Below are 16,417 nucleotides of genomic sequence, written 5' to 3'. Positions count from 1 at the left end.
GGCGCCCCCTGAGAGGGGGGCGCCCTTTGTCGTGTGCGGCTCCCGAACGGGCCTCGTGGCTACGGTCAGCTGTCCTCGACCGTGGTGTGCAGGCCGGGCACGTGCAGGTTCCCGCCGAACTGCGAGGCCTGCGTGACCTTGACGTTCGTGAAGAACAGCGTCGGCAGGTTGAGCGGCGGCGGGTTCTTCGCGTTGAACGTCATGGGGATGAGCCCGAACAGATTGCCCGAGAGCTCCTCCGTGTACATCGTCGTCTGCCCGCCGCGGATGGTGGACGTGGAGCCCTTGTCCGCGCGGATGTGGAAGAACTTCCCGTTCGGGCCCGGGGCGATCTGGTGCAGATCACCGATGTCCGTGCCCTTCGAGATGATGTACTTCATGACGCGCTTGGTCGACCCGTCGGCCATCCGCACATCCACCAGGCCCTTGTAGTCCGCGCCCTTGAGCAGGAGCGAGCTGGCCTCGAGGCGCCAGGACTTGTCCGGGAGCTGCGAGGGGGTGTCCTCGTCCGCGCCCGAGGCGTCCGTGGCGGCGGGGCAGTTCTCCGGCACGTCGCCGGAGCCCTGCGGATCGCCGACGTTCTTGGTGGCGTCCTTGGCCGCCTCGCCCACCTTGTCGGTCGTGTCCTTGACCTTGTCGGTGGTGTCCTTGACCGTGTCGGTCGTGTCCTTGACGGTGTCGCCCACCTTGTCGGTGGTGCCGCCGAGCAGACCGCCGGACTCCTTCGAGGACGTCGACGCCGACGGGGTCGGAGTCGCGCTCTCGGACTCCTGGTCGTCGGGCGTGAACGCCTTCTTGAGGGCGTCGCCGACGCCCAGCGGGTCCAGCGGGTTCTTCGTCTCAGAGGCCGAGGGCGACGGCGTGGCCGAGTCGTCCGACCCGTCGTCGGACTGCTTCGACTCGGAGGCGGACGGCGAAGGAGTCGGGGTGGCCTCCTCCTTCTTCGCGGCCTTTTCGTCGGCGCTGTCCTTGGACTCCGACGCGGACGGCGACGGCGTCGGCTTGGCCGACTCCTCCGCCTTGTCCTTGTCGGCCCCGTCGTCCTTCTTGTTCGACTCGATGGCGTCGGCGCACGCCTTGTAGTCGTCCACGGAGAACTTGGTCGGGTTGTCCTTCGCCGACGCGAGCGTCGGCGTCAGGCCGAGCCCCATCAGCACGGCCGTGGGCATGGCCGCGAGTGCCACCGCCTTGCCCGCGGGCATGTGCATCTTGGTGAACAGATGCTTCTTCGGTGCCGCATGCCGCCGCGCCGCATGCCGCGGCCCGGTTCTCGCACGGGGCTCAGAAGAGCCCTCGTGGTGCACCTCGTCAGCCGGCACGGTGCCTCCCGTTCGTCCCGTTGTTCGGGCTCGTCCCTGACACGTCGTCGTTTACGCCCGCGACCTGATAGGTGGCTCCCGCGATCGGCGGCACGACCGGTGCCCCGTCCGTGGACGTGGCGTCGTCACCGCCCTTCCTGGCCGAGTCCTCCTGCTGCTCACCCGGAGCCCACGCGATGCCGAGGCCACCGCCGACGAGCGACAGCAGGAAACCGATGACGAAGCCGCCGAAGTTCGAGACCACGAGGGAGACCAGGGCGAGAAGAATCGCCGCGACACCCGCGAACACACGGGAGTGCGGCTGGAACCACATCGTCAGGCCGAGCACGACCAGCAGGATGCCGATGATGAGCGAACCGGCACCGGCCGTGGTCGCCATCTTGATCGTCATATTGCCGAGCGTGAGGTTCGCGTACGGGAAGTACATGATCGGGAGGCCGCCGAGGATTGACAGCAGACCGCCCCAGAACGGGCGCTGACCGCGCCACCCTCGGAACGATTGGCGCATCTGACCAAGCTTGGGGCCCAGTCCTGCGTGCGCTTCGGCGCTCATGTCGTACAGCTCCTCGGGAAAGGCGTTGATCTGTGGTGATGGTGGCTGTCCGGAAACGGGCACGGGGACCCTGTCAGTGCGAGTGCCCCCGCGCCCGGCCGTTCAGCGCATCAAGTGCCAAGACCCCGGCCCGTGCTCGGGCCCTGTGGGCCTAGTAGCACTCGTGCTTGCCCTTCTGAACACTCATCTTGAGGCCCGAGAGCTTGAAGGTGCCGGCCGTGGTGGCCCACGCACGCTGCTTGACGTTCTCGAAGTGCACCGAGTCCGCCTGCTGGGCGAACGAGTTCGGGTCCGCCTTGTCGCCCTGGTGGATACCGGGGCCCTTCTTGGCGTCACCCGCCGCCACACCGATGTCGATGTTGTTGAAGGTCGCGTCGGCCTTCAGGTCATCGGCGTCGATGTACAGGGTCTTGGCCTCGACCCGCGGACCGCCCGCGGCACCGGCACCGAGCTTCATCGACACGTCGCCGAAGACCGGGACCGGGACAACCACCGACTGGCAGAGGTTGGTGATCTGGGCCGACTTCATGCCGACGACGGCGACCGGGTGGTTGCCCGTCTTGCCGGAGTCAATGGCTCCGTACTGGACAAAGCCCTTGCCGTCGAGGGAGTCCGCCGTCACCTTGAACGACTGACCCGACACACTGAACGATGCCGCGAGCGCGCCCTGGGACAGGGCCACGCCTATCGCGGCAGTCGCCGCGACGCTCGGCACCATGACTACGGCGAACCGCTTCCATCTGGTTCCGCCACGAGTCACGGACTTCATGACTGTTCCTCCTTCTCGGACGTACATCTCCGGCCCTGACTGCCCCGAAAGGCGGCTCAGCCGGGCAGGGATGGGAGAAGTGCTACGTCCTCGGGAAGGAGAGCGCCCGCATCGGGAGTGCCTGGTCTGTACTGCACCCTGATCACCGGCGATCACCCCCGAGCGACAACCACTGGTCGCACCTGAGCCATCACGCGCAACCTGCCGGACAGGCCCAGCCGGACGGCTGAGACCCCCCTGTCCTAGACCGCCGGCGCTCCCCTTGGTTCGCCGTCGACCGCCCGGTGGGGACCCAAAAACCCCGCCGCACGATTGGCTGTCGGACGGTGGGGAGAGGACCGAGCGTGCCCGATCGTGGTGCATTCGAGCCGCTGACACAAGGGGGTTCGTTACTCGCGGGTAACGGACGGGTAACCGAACACATGCGGACGGAGACCGAACAACAACTGAGGGTGCAGTCAACAGAGTTTTTAAACAGGTTGAATACAGGACGGAACCGGACAGAAGATCGCGCCCGACTTACTCCAAGTAACAGCGGCCGCGATTACCAAGTTTTGGTAAAACGCGGCCGCTGTGGGCTTCCGCAGACGAAATTTTCACTCCGGCATCACAAGCCGCAGTGTTTAACAACTGGTCACTGAAGGCTCAGAAGAGAACTCGGGCCAGAGCCGTACGCGCAGTCGTCACGCGCGGGTCGTCCGAGCCCACGACCTCGAACAGTTCGAGCAGTCGCACGCGTGCCGCATCGCGGTCCTCGCCCGCCGTGCGGCCCACGGTCTCGACGAGCCGCCCGAAGGCGTCCTCGACGTGACCGCCGACCAGATCGAGGTCGGCCGCCGCGATCTGCGCCTGTACGTCGCCGGGCTTCTCCGCGGCGTCCTTGCGGACCTGCTGCGGGTCGAGGCCCTGCACGCGCTGGAGGAGCTGCGCCTGGCCGAGGCCGAGCTTGGCCTCCGTGTTGCCCGGGTCGTCCGACAGGACGTTCTTGTACGCCTGCACGGCGCCGTCGAGGTCACCGGCGTCCAGCGCCTGCACGGCGGCCTCCAGGAGGGCGTCGTACGGGCCCGCGGGCGCCTCCTGGGCGGCCGGGGCCGCGCCCTCCGCCTCCGGGTCGACCGCGATGCCGGTGAGCCCGAAGCGCTCCTCCGCGACCTGGACCAACTGGTCGAGGGTGCCGCGGATCTGGGACTCGGGGGCCGCGCCCTGGAAGAGCGGCAGCGCCTGTCCCGCCACGACGGCGAAGACGGCCGGGATCCCCTGGACCCCGAACTGCTGCATCAGCATCTGGTTGGCATCGACGTCGATCTTGGCGAGCACGAAGCGGCCGCTGTACTCGGCGGCGAGCCGCTCGAGCAGCGGGCTGAGCTGCTTGCAGGGCTCGCACCACTCGGCCCAGAAGTCGATGACGACGGGCACCTCGGTGGAGCGCTGAAGCACGGCGCGCTCGAAGTCCGCCTCACTGACGTCGATGACCAGGCTCGACGGCGGTACGGCGCCGCCGCCGCCCTGCCGGGCCTGCTCGGCGCGGGCCTGCTCGGCCTTCGCCTTGGCCTCCTGGGCCGCCTTCACCGCGGCGAGATCGACGACTCCGCTCATGGACATGTTCCGTGGCTGCATGCGTACAGTCTCCCCCTTCCGCGGACAGTTGTGGGCCGGGTCCTGCCCCGTGCGCCCTCCGCCGGAATGCGAGACGCATATGGGGGCACGGAGCGGACTCGGCCCGATGTGGGTTCGGCGCCGGGTCCCCACCCGGCACCTTGTGTGGTTGCCGCTCGTCCGGGCCGCTCGGGGTGCAGATCCGAGACGGTCGTACGAGATCGAGTAGCTTTCGCTACGACTCGTAGCGTAACTGCCGTGGACCGGGCACGGAAACAGGGCCCCGGTGAACGGCCGGTGATCTGCCTCACGCGATCTTTCGGCCGTACCCGCCGGTATGGTCGACGACCATGCAGAGCCGCACGCCGTCTCCCTCGCCCAACCCGTCCTCCCCCTCCAACGTTCGGACGGGGCGTCCGCGTTCCGCGGCGGCGGACGAGGCGATCCTGGAGGCGACCAGGGCGGCGCTCGTGGAGCTCGGCTGGTCGAAGCTGACGCTCGGGGACGTGGCCACGCGCGCGGGCGTCGCGAAGACGACGCTGTACCGGCGGTGGCCCGGCAAGAGCGAGCTCGTCGTGGACGCGGTCGCGGTCCTCTTCGACGAGCTGGAACTGCCCGACCGGGGGTCGCTCGCGGCCGATGTGGAAGGCGTGGTGCGGCAGTTCGCGGCGATCCTTGACCGGCCGGAGACCAAGACGGCGCTGATGGCCGTGGTGGCGGAGTCCACGCGGGACGCTCCGCTGCGGGACCGGATCAGGACGTCCATCGTCGACCGCCAGAAGCGGCTCGTCCTGGAGGGGCGCGCCCGCGCCGAGCGCCGCGGCGAACTCCCGGCCTCCCCCGACCCGGCCGCCGCCGCGGCCACGGCGGACCTCATCTACGACGTGGCGGCGGGGGCGGTCGTGCACCGCACGCTGGTCAGCGCGGAGCCGGCGGACGCGGAGTGGGTCCGCCGGTTCACGGCGCTGCTGCTCGGCGGCCTCGCGGCGGCGTCGGCCGACTAGCAGGTCACTCGTCCGTCACTTGTTCCAGGCGCAACTGCCCAGGGTGGCGCGCTTCTTGGCCACCAGGGCGTCGGCCTCCGTCGCCGGGAGGGCGCGGGTGCGGTCGTCGTGGCAGACCACCGTGCGGTCGGAGCGGCCCGCCAGGTCGAGCAGGATCTGGTCCCAGTGGCGGTACTGGACGTCGTGCCCGGTGTCGGCGTACGTGCGGGTGGTCACCTGCGCCGACTTCGGGAGGTTGTCGCGCCAGGCCTTCAGGGTGCTCGCCGGCACGGTCGTGTCCTTGTCGCCGTGGTACAGGAAGACCGGCGCCCTCAGCTGCGACAGGTCCGGGCCGGGGCGGTCGCAGTACAGCCGCTGCTCGTGCACCTGCGGAGCCGGATCGGCCTGCTGGCCGCGCTGGTTGTACGTGCGGGCGCCCTCCTCGTACGCGGTGTCGGCGAAGCCGGGGATCGACTTGACGGGGCTGTCGTCGGGGAAGGCCCACCACTTGCGCGGGTCCTTGATCTCGTCCTTGACGGCGGCCGCGAGCTGATCGTCCGTCAGGGCGCAGTAGGAGGGCTTCTCGCCGTACGGCGGGAGGGCGGCGGCGAGGTGCAGGGCGCTGATCCGGTCCGGGGCCTCGGCCGCGATCTCGGCGGCGTACGGGCCGCCGCCGGATATCGCGATCACCTTGAACTTCTTCACGCCCAGCTTGTCCAGGACCTCGAGGGCGTCCTTGGCGTAGTCGGCCTTGCCGAGCTTCGGGTCGTAGTCGGTGTCGCCGAAGCCGTTGCGCTCGACCGTGATCATGCGGAGGTCCAGGTTCTGTCTGGTGGTGCGCATGAAGTCGGTCATGTGGACGGCGCGGGCGCTGGTGCCGGTGCCGCCGATGTAGAGCACGGGGGTGCCGTCGGCCGGGCCGGAGTCCGTGTAGTGCGCGGTGCGGCCGGAGGACAGGTCGGCGGCGTGGACGTCGGCGCCGAGGGAGTCGAAGCGGTTCTGCACCTTCGGTTCGGCGGGGGAGCTCGCGCTCACGGCGCCGGCGCCGGCGGCGGCTCCGCCGATGGCGATGCCGCCGAGGAGGGCGAGGGTGGTGGTGATCCTGGGGCGCTTGAACACGGGTGACTCCTCGTTGGGCACGGACACATGGCGTGCCCGCGCCTACCCCCAAGATCACCGGTGACACCTGTCACCCCGGCTCCCCGGCGTTGACGCCTCGAGCTCCGCCCCTGCCGGCCGTCCGTCCCTACGCCTCGGGGCTCCGCCCCGGACCCCGCTGCTCAAACGCCGCAGGGGCTTGAAGTACCTGCCCGCGCCGCCCTGCCAGGCATCCCGTTCCCGGGCCCACTGACTCCGCCGCCCCGCCACGGGCAGCCGTAACGGCTACGGCTAGCCGTCACCGACTTGGGCAATCTGCCTCCCCCAGACTCCGTCCGGGGGGACCCCCAGGGCGGCAGGGTGGGCAAGGCGGCCCCCGGCGCAGGCCGAACCCGCGTCAGGCGTCGACCACCGCAAAGCACAGGCACCCCGGTGCAGCGCGCCCCGGACGTGGGGGTCCCGTCGTGGTCACGGTCAGAAGCCGGGCGGCTCCGTGTAGACGCCCCACTCATCGCGGAGCGCCCCGCAGATTTCGCCCAAGGTCGCCTCCGCCCGCACCGCGTCCAGCATCGGCGCGATCATGTTCCCCCCGGACCGCGCCGCGGCGAGCATCGCGTCGAGCGCCCCCCGCACCGCCCCCTCGTCACGCCGCGACTTGCGGTCGGCCAGGACCCGGACCTGCTCCCGCTCGACCTCGTGGCTGACGCGGAGGATCTCGAGGTCGCCGGTGACGGACTCCTCCGAGACGTTGACGCCGACGACCTTCTTGTCGCCCTTCTCCAGCGCCTGCTGGTACCGGAAGGCCGACTCGGCGATCTCGCCCGTGAACCACCCGTCCTCGATCCCGCGCAGGATCCCGGACGTGATCGGCCCGATCGGGTGCTGTCCGTCCGGATGCGCGCGCAGCCCCCGCTCCTTGATCTGGTCGAAGATCTTCTCGGCGTCGGCCTCGATGCGGTCAGTCAACTGCTCGACGTACCAGGAACCGCCCAGCGGGTCCGCGACGTTGCCGACACCGGTCTCCTCCATCAGCACCTGCTGCGTGCGAAGGGCGATCTCGGCCGCCTGCTCGCTCGGGAGGGCGAGGGTCTCGTCCAACGCGTTCGTGTGGAGGGAGTTGGTGCCGCCGAGGACCGCCGCGAGTGCTTCCACCGCCGTCCTCACGACGTTGTTGTACGGCTGCTGCGCCGTCAGCGAGACGCCCGCCGTCTGCGTGTGGAAGCGCAGCCACTGCGCCTTCTCGCTCTGCGCTCCGTACACGTCGCGCATCCAGCGGGCCCAGATCCTGCGCGCCGCGCGGAACTTGGCGATCTCCTCGAAGAAGTCCACGTGGGCGTCGAAGAAGAAGGAGAGGCCCGGCGCGAAGACGTCCACGTCCAGGCCGCGCGACAGGCCCAGCTCCACGTATCCGAAGCCGTCCGCCAGCGTGTACGCGAGTTCCTGCGCGGCCGTCGAGCCCGCCTCGCGGATGTGGTAGCCGGAGACCGACAGCGGCTTGTACGCGGGGATGGAGGTGGCGCAGTGCTCCATCAGGTCGCCGATGAGGCGCAGATGGGGCTCGGGCTGGAAGAGCCACTCCTTCTGCGCGATGTACTCCTTGAAGATGTCGGTCTGGAGCGTGCCGTTCAGGACCGCCGGGTCGACGCCCTGCCGCTCCGCCGCCACCAGGTACATGCAGAAGACCGGGACCGCCGGGCCGCTGATCGTCATCGACGTCGTGACGTCGCCGAGCGGAATGTCCTTGAACAGGACCTCCATGTCGGCCGCCGAGTCGATGGCGACGCCGCAGTGCCCGACCTCGCCGAGCGAGCGCGGGTCGTCGGAGTCCCGGCCCATCAGCGTGGGCATGTCGAAGGCCACCGAGAGCCCGCCGCCGCCGTTGCGGAGGATCATCTTGTAGCGCTCGTTGGTCTGCTCGGCGTTGCCGAACCCGGCGAACTGGCGGATCGTCCACGTACGGCCCCGGTACCCGGTCGGGTACAGGCCGCGCGTGAACGGGTACTCGCCGGGCCACCCGATCCGCTCGAAGCCCTCGTACGTGTCGCCGGGCCGCGGCCCGTAGACGGGGTCGACCTCGTCCCCGGAGAGCGTGGTGAAGTCCGCGTCGCGCTTGCGGGCCTTGTCGTAACGGGCCTGCCAGCGGCGGCGGCCTTCCTCGATCGCGTCAGCGTCCATGCTTCAAATTTACTTGGACGTCCTACTAAATGTCGATGGGCCACGGCGACCGATCACCGGAATCGGGGCCTCCTCAGGCCCGCAGCGCCGCCAAATGGGCCGTGCGCACGTCCGCCGTCTGGCCCTGCACCACCAGGAAGAGCCCCTCGCGGGCCAGCCGCTGGGCCGGCGCCGAGAGCCCGAAGGCGCGCCCTCCCCCGGCCACGATCGCGGCCGTCGTCGCCGCCCGCATCAGGTCGTACGCGCGGGTCTTCACCGCGAGCCGGTCCGTGAGCCGCTCCCCCGCCGGGACCTCGTCCACCAGCGCGTACGCGTCCCGGCGCGCGGCATCGAGGCGCTCGCGAAGGGCGCCCGCCGTCTCCTTGGCCTCGGCGTCGCCCGACGCGTCGAGCAGGTCGAGGGCGGCGCGGGCCACTCCGAAGACGGCCGGGTTGGTGTTGGTGTTCTTGGGCCGGTCGGCCCGCGCCCACTCCTCGTACGGCTGTCGTACGACGATGTTCTCGGCGGGCACCGTGAGGCCGTCGAGGTGCAGGCCGACGGTGCGGGTGCCGGTGAGCGCGGCCAGCTGGAGCGGTTCGGTGGGGGTGAGGCCGGGCTGCTCGCGGGGTTCCGCCACCGCGAAGACGACCTCGCCGTCCTCGGTCGCGCCGCCGAGCAGGAACACGTCGTTGAGGCCCCAGCCGGTGTACCAGGGCACCCGGCCGTCGAAGCGCACGCCGCCGTCCGGCAGCGGCGTCGCACGCACCGGGAGCTTCGGGAAGGCGCGCAGGTGCGAGACGGCGATGCCGGCGAGCGCGCGCCCCTCGGCCAGCGGGCGCAGCCATCGCTCGCGCGCGGGGGCGGCGCCCGTGGCGAGGGCGCGGACCGGCGTGTGGTGCTGGACCTGCACGAAGAACGTGGAGCAGCACGCCCCCGCGAGGATCTCGGCGATCTCCCGGGCGACGGCGGCGGACGCCGCCGAACCGCCGTAGCCGGTCGGCGCGTTGACGCCGAGCACCCCGGACGCCTTGACCGCGTCGATCGCCTCCGGCGTGACGCCGGTTCTGTCGTGGGCCTCGGCGGCGGGCGCGAGAACATCGTCGGCGAGCCGCCGCGCGGACCGCACCAGCGGGTGGTCGTCGACGGTCATCCGGGTCCGCTCGGCTACGCCTTGGCGAGCTTCGTGTCGTCGCCCGCGACCTTGCCCTCCAGCTCCGCGGAGATCTTGCGCTCCACGAAGAAGGCGGCGGTCGGGATGGTGCCCGCGATCAGCACCCACAGCTGCTTGCCGACCGGCCACTTCGCCTTGGAGCCCAGGTCGAAGGCGAAGACGAGGTACACGACGTAGAGCCAGCCGTGGGCGATGGCGATGACGCGCGTGACGTCCGCGGCGCCGTCCATGCCGAGCGCGTACTTGGCGATCATGCCGAGACACAGGAGGACCAGGAGCACACCGGTCACGTAGGCCATGGTGCGGTAGCGGGTCAGCACGCTCTTCTTCATGGGTCGAGGGTAACCGCCCGTTTTGCGCGGACCTCGGGCGGGCCGGGTGGCCCGCGTCTCACTCGTCGCCCTACTCGTCCGTGAAGTCGTTCGCCGCCACCCGCAGCGGGCGCAGCATGGCGAAGATCTCGGCGCACTCCTCCGCGTCGTACACGCCGAGGCCGAAGTCCATGGCCATCAGGTCGCGGGTGGCCGCGTCGACGACCTCGCGGCCCTTGTCCGTGATGGTGGCGAGCGTGCCGCGCCCGTCGTTCGGGTTGGGGCGCTTGTCGACGAGGCCGGACTTCACGAGCCGGTCGACCGTGTTCGTCACGGACGTGGGGTGCACCATGAGGCGCTCGCCGATCTTCGACATGGGCAGCTCGCCGGCCTTGGAGAAGGTGAGCAGGACCAGCGCCTCGTAGCGCGCGAAGGTGAGCCCGTACGGCTTGACGACCGCGTCGACCTCGGCGAGCAGGATCTGGTGCGCGCGCATGATCGAGGTGATGGCGCCCATGGAGGGCACGGACCCCCACCGCTGCTTCCAGAGTTCGTCGGCGCGGGCGATCGGATCGAAGGCGAGAGAGAGGGGCTTCGGCACGCTCCCGACCCTACCGGGCGGTCATATGGCGGTCAGCCCCGTCTCGGCCTTTGAACCACCGGTGGGTGTGCGCGGCCTCGCGCGGCGCGGAATACGGGGCGGGGCGGCGACCCTGTGCAAGGATTGCCCGGCCTTTACCTTTTCGTACGCGTTCGTACGTATTCGTACGCCCTGTACGTCGCCCTGTACGCGCTCCGAACCAGGGGGCCTGGATGCCCGTGCGACCCAGCCGCACACCCGCCCGTCGACCCGCCCACACGCTCGCGTTCGCCACCGCGGCGCTCTGCCTGTCCGCCTTCGTGCTCGGCTGCTCCGACGGCGGCGGCTCGGGCGCGGGCAGCAGCGGCGGGGGCCGCGACTCCGCCGCGGAGGCCGCCCAGAGGACCGCGCCGGACTCCGCTGCCGCCGACACCTCGCCGTTCTGGGTCGACCCGGACACGGCGGCCGCCCGCCAGGTCGAGAAGTGGCGGCAGGAGGGCCGCGGCTCCGACGCCGCGCTGATCCGGCGGATCGCCGCGCACCCGCAGGCGATGTGGGCGCCCGGCGACTACCCGAAGCCGCCCATCGCCGAGGCGGCGGCGCAGGCGAGGAAGGCGGACAGGACGCTGGTCCTGGTCGCGTACAACATTCCGCACCGGGACTGCGGCCAGCACTCGGCCGGCGGGGCGCACAGCGCGGCGTTCTACCACCAGTGGATCGACGCGTTCGCCGACGGCATCGGGCAGGCCAAGGCCGTCGTCGTCCTCGAACCGGACGCGATCGGCCAGACGGTCAGCGGCTGCACCGCCCCGCAGTACGACGACGAGCGGTACGCCCTGCTGTCGTCGGCGGTCGACCGCCTGAAGCGGCAGCCGAACACCAAGGTGTACGTCGACGCGGGGAACCCGGCCTGGATCCCCGACGCGAACAAGCTGGTCGAGCCGTTGCGCAGGGCCGGCATCGGCAAGGCCGACGGCTTCGCCCTGAACGTGTCGAACTTCCAGACGGACAAGGCCACGGCGGCGTACGGGCGGCGGCTGTCCGGGCTGCTCGGCGGCGCGCACTTCGTGGTCGACACGAGCCGCAACGGCGCGGGCCCCTACGGCGACGGCAAGGGCGACGCCTGGTGCAACCCGCCCGGCCGCGCGCTCGGCGCCGCCCCGACGACGCGGACGGGCGACGCCCTGAACGACGCGAACCTGTGGATCAAGCGGCCCGGCGAATCCGACGGCACCTGCCGCGGCGGCCCCGCGGCAGGCACCTGGTGGCCGGACTACGCCCTGGGGCTCGCCCGCAACGCCAAGGGCTGAGCCCGTCCCGCGCCCGGCGGGACGTCACGTCACCTGGATCCACTTCGCCTCGGACGAGACGCCGTCCTTGTCCGTCACGAAGAGCATGTACCAGCCCGGAGGCACCAGCGTGCGGTCCTTCGGGACGGTCACCGACACCGCGTGCTTCGACTTCTTGACGTCGAGGGCGATCGAGCGCTGCTCCACGTCCGTCGTGTGGGTCACGGCGGACGGGCGCATCAGGCGGGCCTTGACGATCGTGTCGGCCTGCTGGGTGCCGAACGTGGCGACGCCGCTCTCCGGAAGGGCCTTCGGCCCCGAACCGAGGACGGGGCGGTCATCGCCTCCTCGGTGCAGCGAGGGCGGCGTGTAGACCTCCATGCGCTGCTCGAAGTGGCCGAGCTTGGTGTTCTGCTGGTTGTCGTAGAGCGGGTCGGAGCCGAAGCTGGCGACGCGGCCGTCGGGCAGCAGCAGCGCCTCGGAGTGGTAGTTGCGGCCGACCTTGGGGGCGGCGGCCTCCTGGAACGCGTTGCTCTTCGGGTCGTAGAACTGCGCCTTGAAGATGTTGCTGGCGCTGCGTCCCCGGTAGTCCTTGGAGCCGTTCGTCGTGAAGACCGAGTCGTCCGGCATGATCACCGAGTTCAGGTAGCGGGTGCCCTGCGGGAGGTCGGGGCCCGTCTTGAAGGAGGGGTTCTCCTTCTTCAGGTCCACCACCGCCGTGCGCGGCGTCGACTTCTTGGACTCGCCGACCCCGCCGCCGCCGAGGATCATGACCTTCTGGTCCTGCGCGGGCGGCAGCAGCAGCGAGGACGAGGTCTCCGTCTGGTCCGTGTCGGTGAGCCCGGGGACCTTCTCGAACTTGTTGGTCTTCAGGTCCCACAGGCCCGGCACGCGCCCCTTGTCCGCGGGTCCGTACCCGGCGTTCGAGGCCGGGTAGAAGAGCTTGCCGCCCTTGGTGAGGAAGAGGGCCGGGTAGGTCGGGAAGTAGCGCTTGGGGCCCATCGACCACTTCTTGGTCTTGGGGTCGTAGATCTCGTTGTCACCGGGGTCGATGACGCCGACGTCGTCGAGGCCCGACACCGCGAGCACCTTGCCGTCCTGGAGGCCGACGAGCGTCGGGTACCAGCGGGCCTTCTCCATCGGGTCGACCGGCACGTACCGCTCGGCGACGGGATCGAACTCGTACGCCTCCTTGATGCCCTGGAAGTCCTGCTTCTCCAGGGTGATCTTCTCGGAGAGCCCGTACGTGTTGTCGGCGTCCTTGCCGCGCAGGCCCTCGATCTCGTACTGGGCGTTGTCGTCGGTGACGTACTGCCTGCCCTTCTTGGTGGCCTCGACGAAGACGCGGGCCTCGCTCGCCTCGACCTTCGTCTTCCAGGGCTGCATGACGCCGGCCGCGTTGCGCTTCTTGTCGAAGGTGCGCTTGGCGCGGGGCACGGTGACGTCGAACTTCGAGACGTACTCGACGCCCGAGGGCGAGCGGAACTTCGTGCCCTTCTTCAGGAACACCGCCTTGTCGGGGCTCTCGTTCTTCACCCGCATGCCGCCGCCGGCCTTCTCGACCTCGCCGTCGAGCCGCTCGTAGCGGGCGGTGCCGCCCGCCACCAGCAGGCGGCCGCCGGGGAGCTGGGCGTGGCCGCCGCAGAAGAAGTCGGCGGGCGTGGGGATCTTCTTGAACGTGTTCGCCTTCGGGTCCCACAGGACGGTGTCGAAGGAGCCGGCGTCGAACTTCTTCTGCTCGTTGCCGGAGCCCGCCACGATGAGCACCTTGCCGGTGTGCAGGAGTGCGGCGTGGATGGCGTTGGTGCGGTACTCCTCCGGGATGTCGACCTGCGACCAGGAGCCGTACTTGGCCTTGTAGCCGGGGCGGGCGATCTTCCAGTCCTCGTACTGCTCGCTGGCGAAGGTCCAGGCGGCCGGCGCGTTCAGGCCGACCAGGACGGCGACGCCGCCGGCCCCGAAGACGGTCTTCCTCATCCGGCGTGACGGTCTGTAGGCCATGGGTCAGTTCCCTCCTGAGGTCGAGCTGGAGACCGGCTGTACGGCGCGCACCGGCTCGCTCCGCGAGACCGCCGCCGACCTGGCGGCCGCGGTCTCGCGGCGCTGGGTGGCGTACCAGACGACGGGCGGTGCGAGCGCGATGGCCAGCGCGAGGACCGCCCAGGTGCGCATGGCGACGTGGGTGTGGTCGAGGACGACGGACGCCGCGAGCGACGTGCCGAGCACGGCCGCCCAGGACAGGTGGATACGGAAGGTCAGCGGCCGGTCGGCGCTGGCGTCGCCGCCCTTCGGGGTGACGACGAAGCGGCTGGGGCGGCCGAGGACGGCCGAGCCGAGCGACTTCAGGTAGATGGGCGCGGAGATCGCCGACATCGCCATGCCCGCGAGTCCGCCCGAGCCCTCGGGTTCGTGCGGGGAGACGTTGTGCCGCCTGTTCCAGAGGTAGAGGCCGATCTGGAGGGCCGCGGCATCGCTGTAGAGCATCAGCCACACGGACGCGGAGACCTGGGTGCCGGAGGCGCCGAACCAGAGGAAGAGCACGCAGCTCAGCACGCCGAGCAGCCAGTTGACGGCCGTCATCGGGTAGTAGACGAGCATCATCGAGTACGAGAAGAGGCGGCCGGGCGGCATCGAGGCGGGCGCCTTCCAGTACTGCCGGAACAGCGTCTCGTACGTGCCGCGCGACCAGCGGGTCTGCTGGGTGAAGAAGTCCGTCCAGGAGGCCGGGCCCTCGCCGACGGCGAGCACGTCCGGGGTGTAGACGGAGCGCCAGCGCTCGTGGGTGGCCGGGTTGCGGTGGCGGTGGATCTCGAAGCCGGTGGCCATGTCCTCGGTGATGGAGTCGACGAGGCCGCCGATCTGCTTGAGGGCGGAGATCCGTACGACGTTGTTGGTGCCGACGAACATGGGGGCGCGGTAGCGGTTCCCCGCGCGCTGGATCAGCGCGTGGAAGAGGAACTGCTGGGACTCGGCGGCCTTGGTGACCGGGGAGTCGTAGTTGCCGTAGACCTGGGGGCCGACGACGAAGGCGACGTCCGGGTCGCGGAAGTAGCCGAGCATCCGCTCCAGGAACTCGGGGTGCGGCACGTGGTCGGTGTCGACGGAGGCGAAGAAGTCGTAGTCGCCGCCGTGCGCGGCGAGCCAGGCGTTGTAGTTGCCGTGCTTGGTACGGGTCTTGTGGGCGCCCTTCTTCTGGTTCCACTCCGGGATGCCCTTGCGGGTGAAGTGGCGGACGCCGAGCCGCGCGCACAGCTCCCTGACCTCGGGGTCGTCGCCCTCGTCGAGGAGCCAGACGTCGAGGGGCCCGTCGTGCGCGACGCGCACGGCGCCCTCGAGGGTGGCGCGAACCATCGCGAGGGGTTCCTTGCCGGGGACGTACGTCGTGAGGAACGCGACGCGGGTGCCGGGCTCGGGGCGGACCGGGACGGGGTCCCTGGCGACCATCGTGGCGTGGGCGATGGAGATGACGTTGACGAGCATGAAGAGCTCGATGAGCCCGATCGCGACGAGCATCACGATGTCGAGCGAGACCAACCAGCGGTCGCCGCCCTCGCGTTCCACCCAGTGCGAGGGCCACACCAGATAGACGAGGAGCGCCCCGGTGAGCAGGGGCGCGAGCGTCATCAGCAGGACGGCTCGTATTCGGTGCGGCTCGTTCGAGAGGAGCGAGGTGTACTGCACCCGGTAGTGGCCGTCGGCGGGCGGCTCGGTGAGCGGCCCGGCGAGCCGGCTGTAGGTGTCGTAGTCGTAGCCCTCGTCAGGCCGCACAGCGCCCTCCGGTATCTGGGGATCAACCGCTTCGGTACCCACCCCACAAAAGGGGACGTTCCGGGGCGTGTCGACCAGAAGAGGGCGTAAGAGTGAGCGGGGCGGCACGCTACTCCGGTCAGCCGCCGGAGAGTTGCCGCCCCACTGTTACTCGGTCAGGTGTTACTCGGCGAGGTGCCTCTCGACCGTGTCCACCTTCGACGTCAGGCCGTCCGTGACGCCGGGGCGGATGTCCGCCTTGACGACGAGGGAGACGCGCGGGGCGCGCTCCTCGACCACGGCGACGGCGCGCTTGATCACGGCCATCACCTCGTCCCACTCGCCCTCGATCGACGTGAACATCGCGTCGGTGCGGTTCGGGAGACCGGATTCGCGGACCACGCGGACGGCGTCGGCGACGTACTCGCCGACGTCCTCACCGACCCCGAGCGGGGTCACGGAGAAGGCGACGATCATGCGTTGACCACGCCTTCCTGGCGGGCGCGGCTCGCGATCACGGCGGCCTCGCCCTCGCGCTTCAGCTTGCGTTCGGCGAAGAAGCCGCCGGTGGGCAGGACCGAGAGGACGAAGTAGAGCGCGGCGGTGCCGAAGCTCCACTTGGCGCGGTTCCAGGCGTCGAGCCAGAAGATCACGTACAGCACGAAGAGGACGCCGTGCACCATGCCCATCACGGGCACCGCGTTGAACTCCGTCGTCCGCTTCAGCACCGAGCAGATCAGGAGCAGGAGGAAGGAGACGGCCTCCGGGGCGGAGACCAGGCGGAGGCGTCGGAGGGCGGAGGCGGTCTTGAGGTCCACAGGTGCACCTTCGGCAGAGCGGGCGGACG

General features: G+C 70.2%; 15 protein-coding genes. 2 read left to right on the top strand and 13 right to left on the bottom strand.

Features of this window, described 5'->3' with window-relative positions; translation table 11 throughout:
- Positions 1 to 65: 65 nt before the first annotated feature.
- From ACTWJ8_RS26270 to ACTWJ8_RS26255, 4 genes are all read right to left on the bottom strand, one after another.
- Positions 66 to 1,202 carry a hypothetical protein gene (locus tag ACTWJ8_RS26270; protein WP_443260419.1) on the bottom strand — a complete coding sequence of 379 codons (1,137 nt, stop codon included), beginning with the start codon at positions 1,200 to 1,202 and terminating at the stop codon, positions 66 to 68.
- Between the two features lie 106 nt (positions 1,203 to 1,308).
- Positions 1,309 to 1,872, bottom strand: coding sequence for a DUF6114 domain-containing protein (locus ACTWJ8_RS26265; protein WP_356373894.1), 564 nt, complete (start codon positions 1,870 to 1,872; stop codon positions 1,309 to 1,311).
- 151 nt (positions 1,873 to 2,023) lie between these two features.
- Positions 2,024 to 2,641 (bottom strand): DUF6230 family protein, encoded by a 618-nt coding sequence (locus ACTWJ8_RS26260; protein WP_356373895.1) that lies wholly within the window; start codon positions 2,639 to 2,641, stop codon positions 2,024 to 2,026.
- A 645-nt stretch (positions 2,642 to 3,286) separates the two neighbouring features.
- Positions 3,287 to 4,258: a tetratricopeptide repeat protein gene (locus ACTWJ8_RS26255; RefSeq protein ID WP_443260418.1), complete on the bottom strand. Its 972-nt coding sequence runs from the start codon at positions 4,256 to 4,258 to the stop codon at positions 3,287 to 3,289.
- Positions 4,259 to 4,587: 329 nt separating this feature from the next.
- Here ACTWJ8_RS26255 and ACTWJ8_RS26250 point away from each other — a divergent pair, with 329 nt between their 5' ends.
- Complete coding sequence (locus ACTWJ8_RS26250) at positions 4,588 to 5,241, top strand: TetR/AcrR family transcriptional regulator (protein ID WP_356373897.1); 654 nt, start codon at positions 4,588 to 4,590, stop codon at positions 5,239 to 5,241.
- A 15-nt stretch (positions 5,242 to 5,256) separates the two neighbouring features.
- On the opposite strand, the gene ACTWJ8_RS26245 is transcribed toward ACTWJ8_RS26250, so the two are convergent.
- The 5 genes from ACTWJ8_RS26245 to ACTWJ8_RS26225 all read right to left on the bottom strand — a co-directional run bounded on the left by ACTWJ8_RS26245 (position 5,257) and on the right by ACTWJ8_RS26225 (position 10,555).
- Positions 5,257 to 6,339 carry an alpha/beta fold hydrolase gene (locus ACTWJ8_RS26245; RefSeq protein ID WP_443260417.1) on the bottom strand — a complete coding sequence of 361 codons (1,083 nt, stop codon included), beginning with the start codon at positions 6,337 to 6,339 and terminating at the stop codon, positions 5,257 to 5,259.
- A gap of 453 nt (positions 6,340 to 6,792) precedes the next feature.
- Positions 6,793 to 8,493: an acyl-CoA mutase large subunit family protein gene (locus tag ACTWJ8_RS26240; RefSeq protein WP_356373899.1), complete on the bottom strand. Its 1,701-nt coding sequence runs from the start codon at positions 8,491 to 8,493 to the stop codon at positions 6,793 to 6,795.
- A 73-nt stretch (positions 8,494 to 8,566) separates the two neighbouring features.
- Positions 8,567 to 9,622 carry an acyl-CoA dehydrogenase family protein gene (locus ACTWJ8_RS26235; RefSeq protein WP_443260416.1) on the bottom strand — a complete coding sequence of 352 codons (1,056 nt, stop codon included), beginning with the start codon at positions 9,620 to 9,622 and terminating at the stop codon, positions 8,567 to 8,569.
- Between the two features lie 14 nt (positions 9,623 to 9,636).
- A complete protein-coding gene (locus ACTWJ8_RS26230; protein WP_356373901.1) occupies positions 9,637 to 9,975 on the bottom strand; it encodes a DUF3817 domain-containing protein in 339 nt (112 codons plus the stop codon).
- A 70-nt stretch (positions 9,976 to 10,045) separates the two neighbouring features.
- Positions 10,046 to 10,555, bottom strand: coding sequence for a MarR family winged helix-turn-helix transcriptional regulator (locus ACTWJ8_RS26225; protein ID WP_356373902.1), 510 nt, complete (start codon positions 10,553 to 10,555; stop codon positions 10,046 to 10,048).
- Positions 10,556 to 10,767: 212 nt separating this feature from the next.
- Here ACTWJ8_RS26225 and ACTWJ8_RS26220 point away from each other — a divergent pair, with 212 nt between their 5' ends.
- Positions 10,768 to 11,844, top strand: coding sequence for a glycoside hydrolase family 6 protein (locus ACTWJ8_RS26220; protein WP_356373903.1), 1,077 nt, complete (start codon positions 10,768 to 10,770; stop codon positions 11,842 to 11,844).
- Between the two features lie 24 nt (positions 11,845 to 11,868).
- On the opposite strand, the gene ACTWJ8_RS26215 is transcribed toward ACTWJ8_RS26220, so the two are convergent.
- The 4 genes from ACTWJ8_RS26215 to ACTWJ8_RS26200 form a co-directional block, all read right to left on the bottom strand.
- Positions 11,869 to 13,824 carry a kelch motif-containing protein gene (locus tag ACTWJ8_RS26215; protein WP_356373904.1) on the bottom strand — a complete coding sequence of 652 codons (1,956 nt, stop codon included), beginning with the start codon at positions 13,822 to 13,824 and terminating at the stop codon, positions 11,869 to 11,871.
- Positions 13,825 to 13,827: 3 nt separating this feature from the next.
- The gene (locus ACTWJ8_RS26210) at positions 13,828 to 15,591 is read right to left on the bottom strand and encodes a glycosyltransferase family 2 protein (protein ID WP_356373905.1); all 1,764 of its coding nucleotides are present in this window, start codon (positions 15,589 to 15,591) and stop codon (positions 13,828 to 13,830) included.
- Positions 15,592 to 15,753: 162 nt separating this feature from the next.
- A complete protein-coding gene (locus ACTWJ8_RS26205; protein ID WP_356373906.1) occupies positions 15,754 to 16,047 on the bottom strand; it encodes an MTH1187 family thiamine-binding protein in 294 nt (97 codons plus the stop codon).
- Positions 16,044 to 16,388 carry a DUF3817 domain-containing protein gene (locus ACTWJ8_RS26200; RefSeq protein ID WP_356373907.1) on the bottom strand — a complete coding sequence of 115 codons (345 nt, stop codon included), beginning with the start codon at positions 16,386 to 16,388 and terminating at the stop codon, positions 16,044 to 16,046. Before ACTWJ8_RS26200 ends, ACTWJ8_RS26205 begins: the two co-directional genes overlap by 4 nt.
- Between the last annotated feature and the right edge of the window lie 29 nt (positions 16,389 to 16,417).

Source organism: Streptomyces sp. SDT5-1, from assembly GCF_052245995.1.
GTDB lineage: Bacteria > Actinomycetota > Actinomycetes > Streptomycetales > Streptomycetaceae > Streptomyces.
This window is presented reverse-complemented; position numbering and strand designations above follow the sequence as displayed.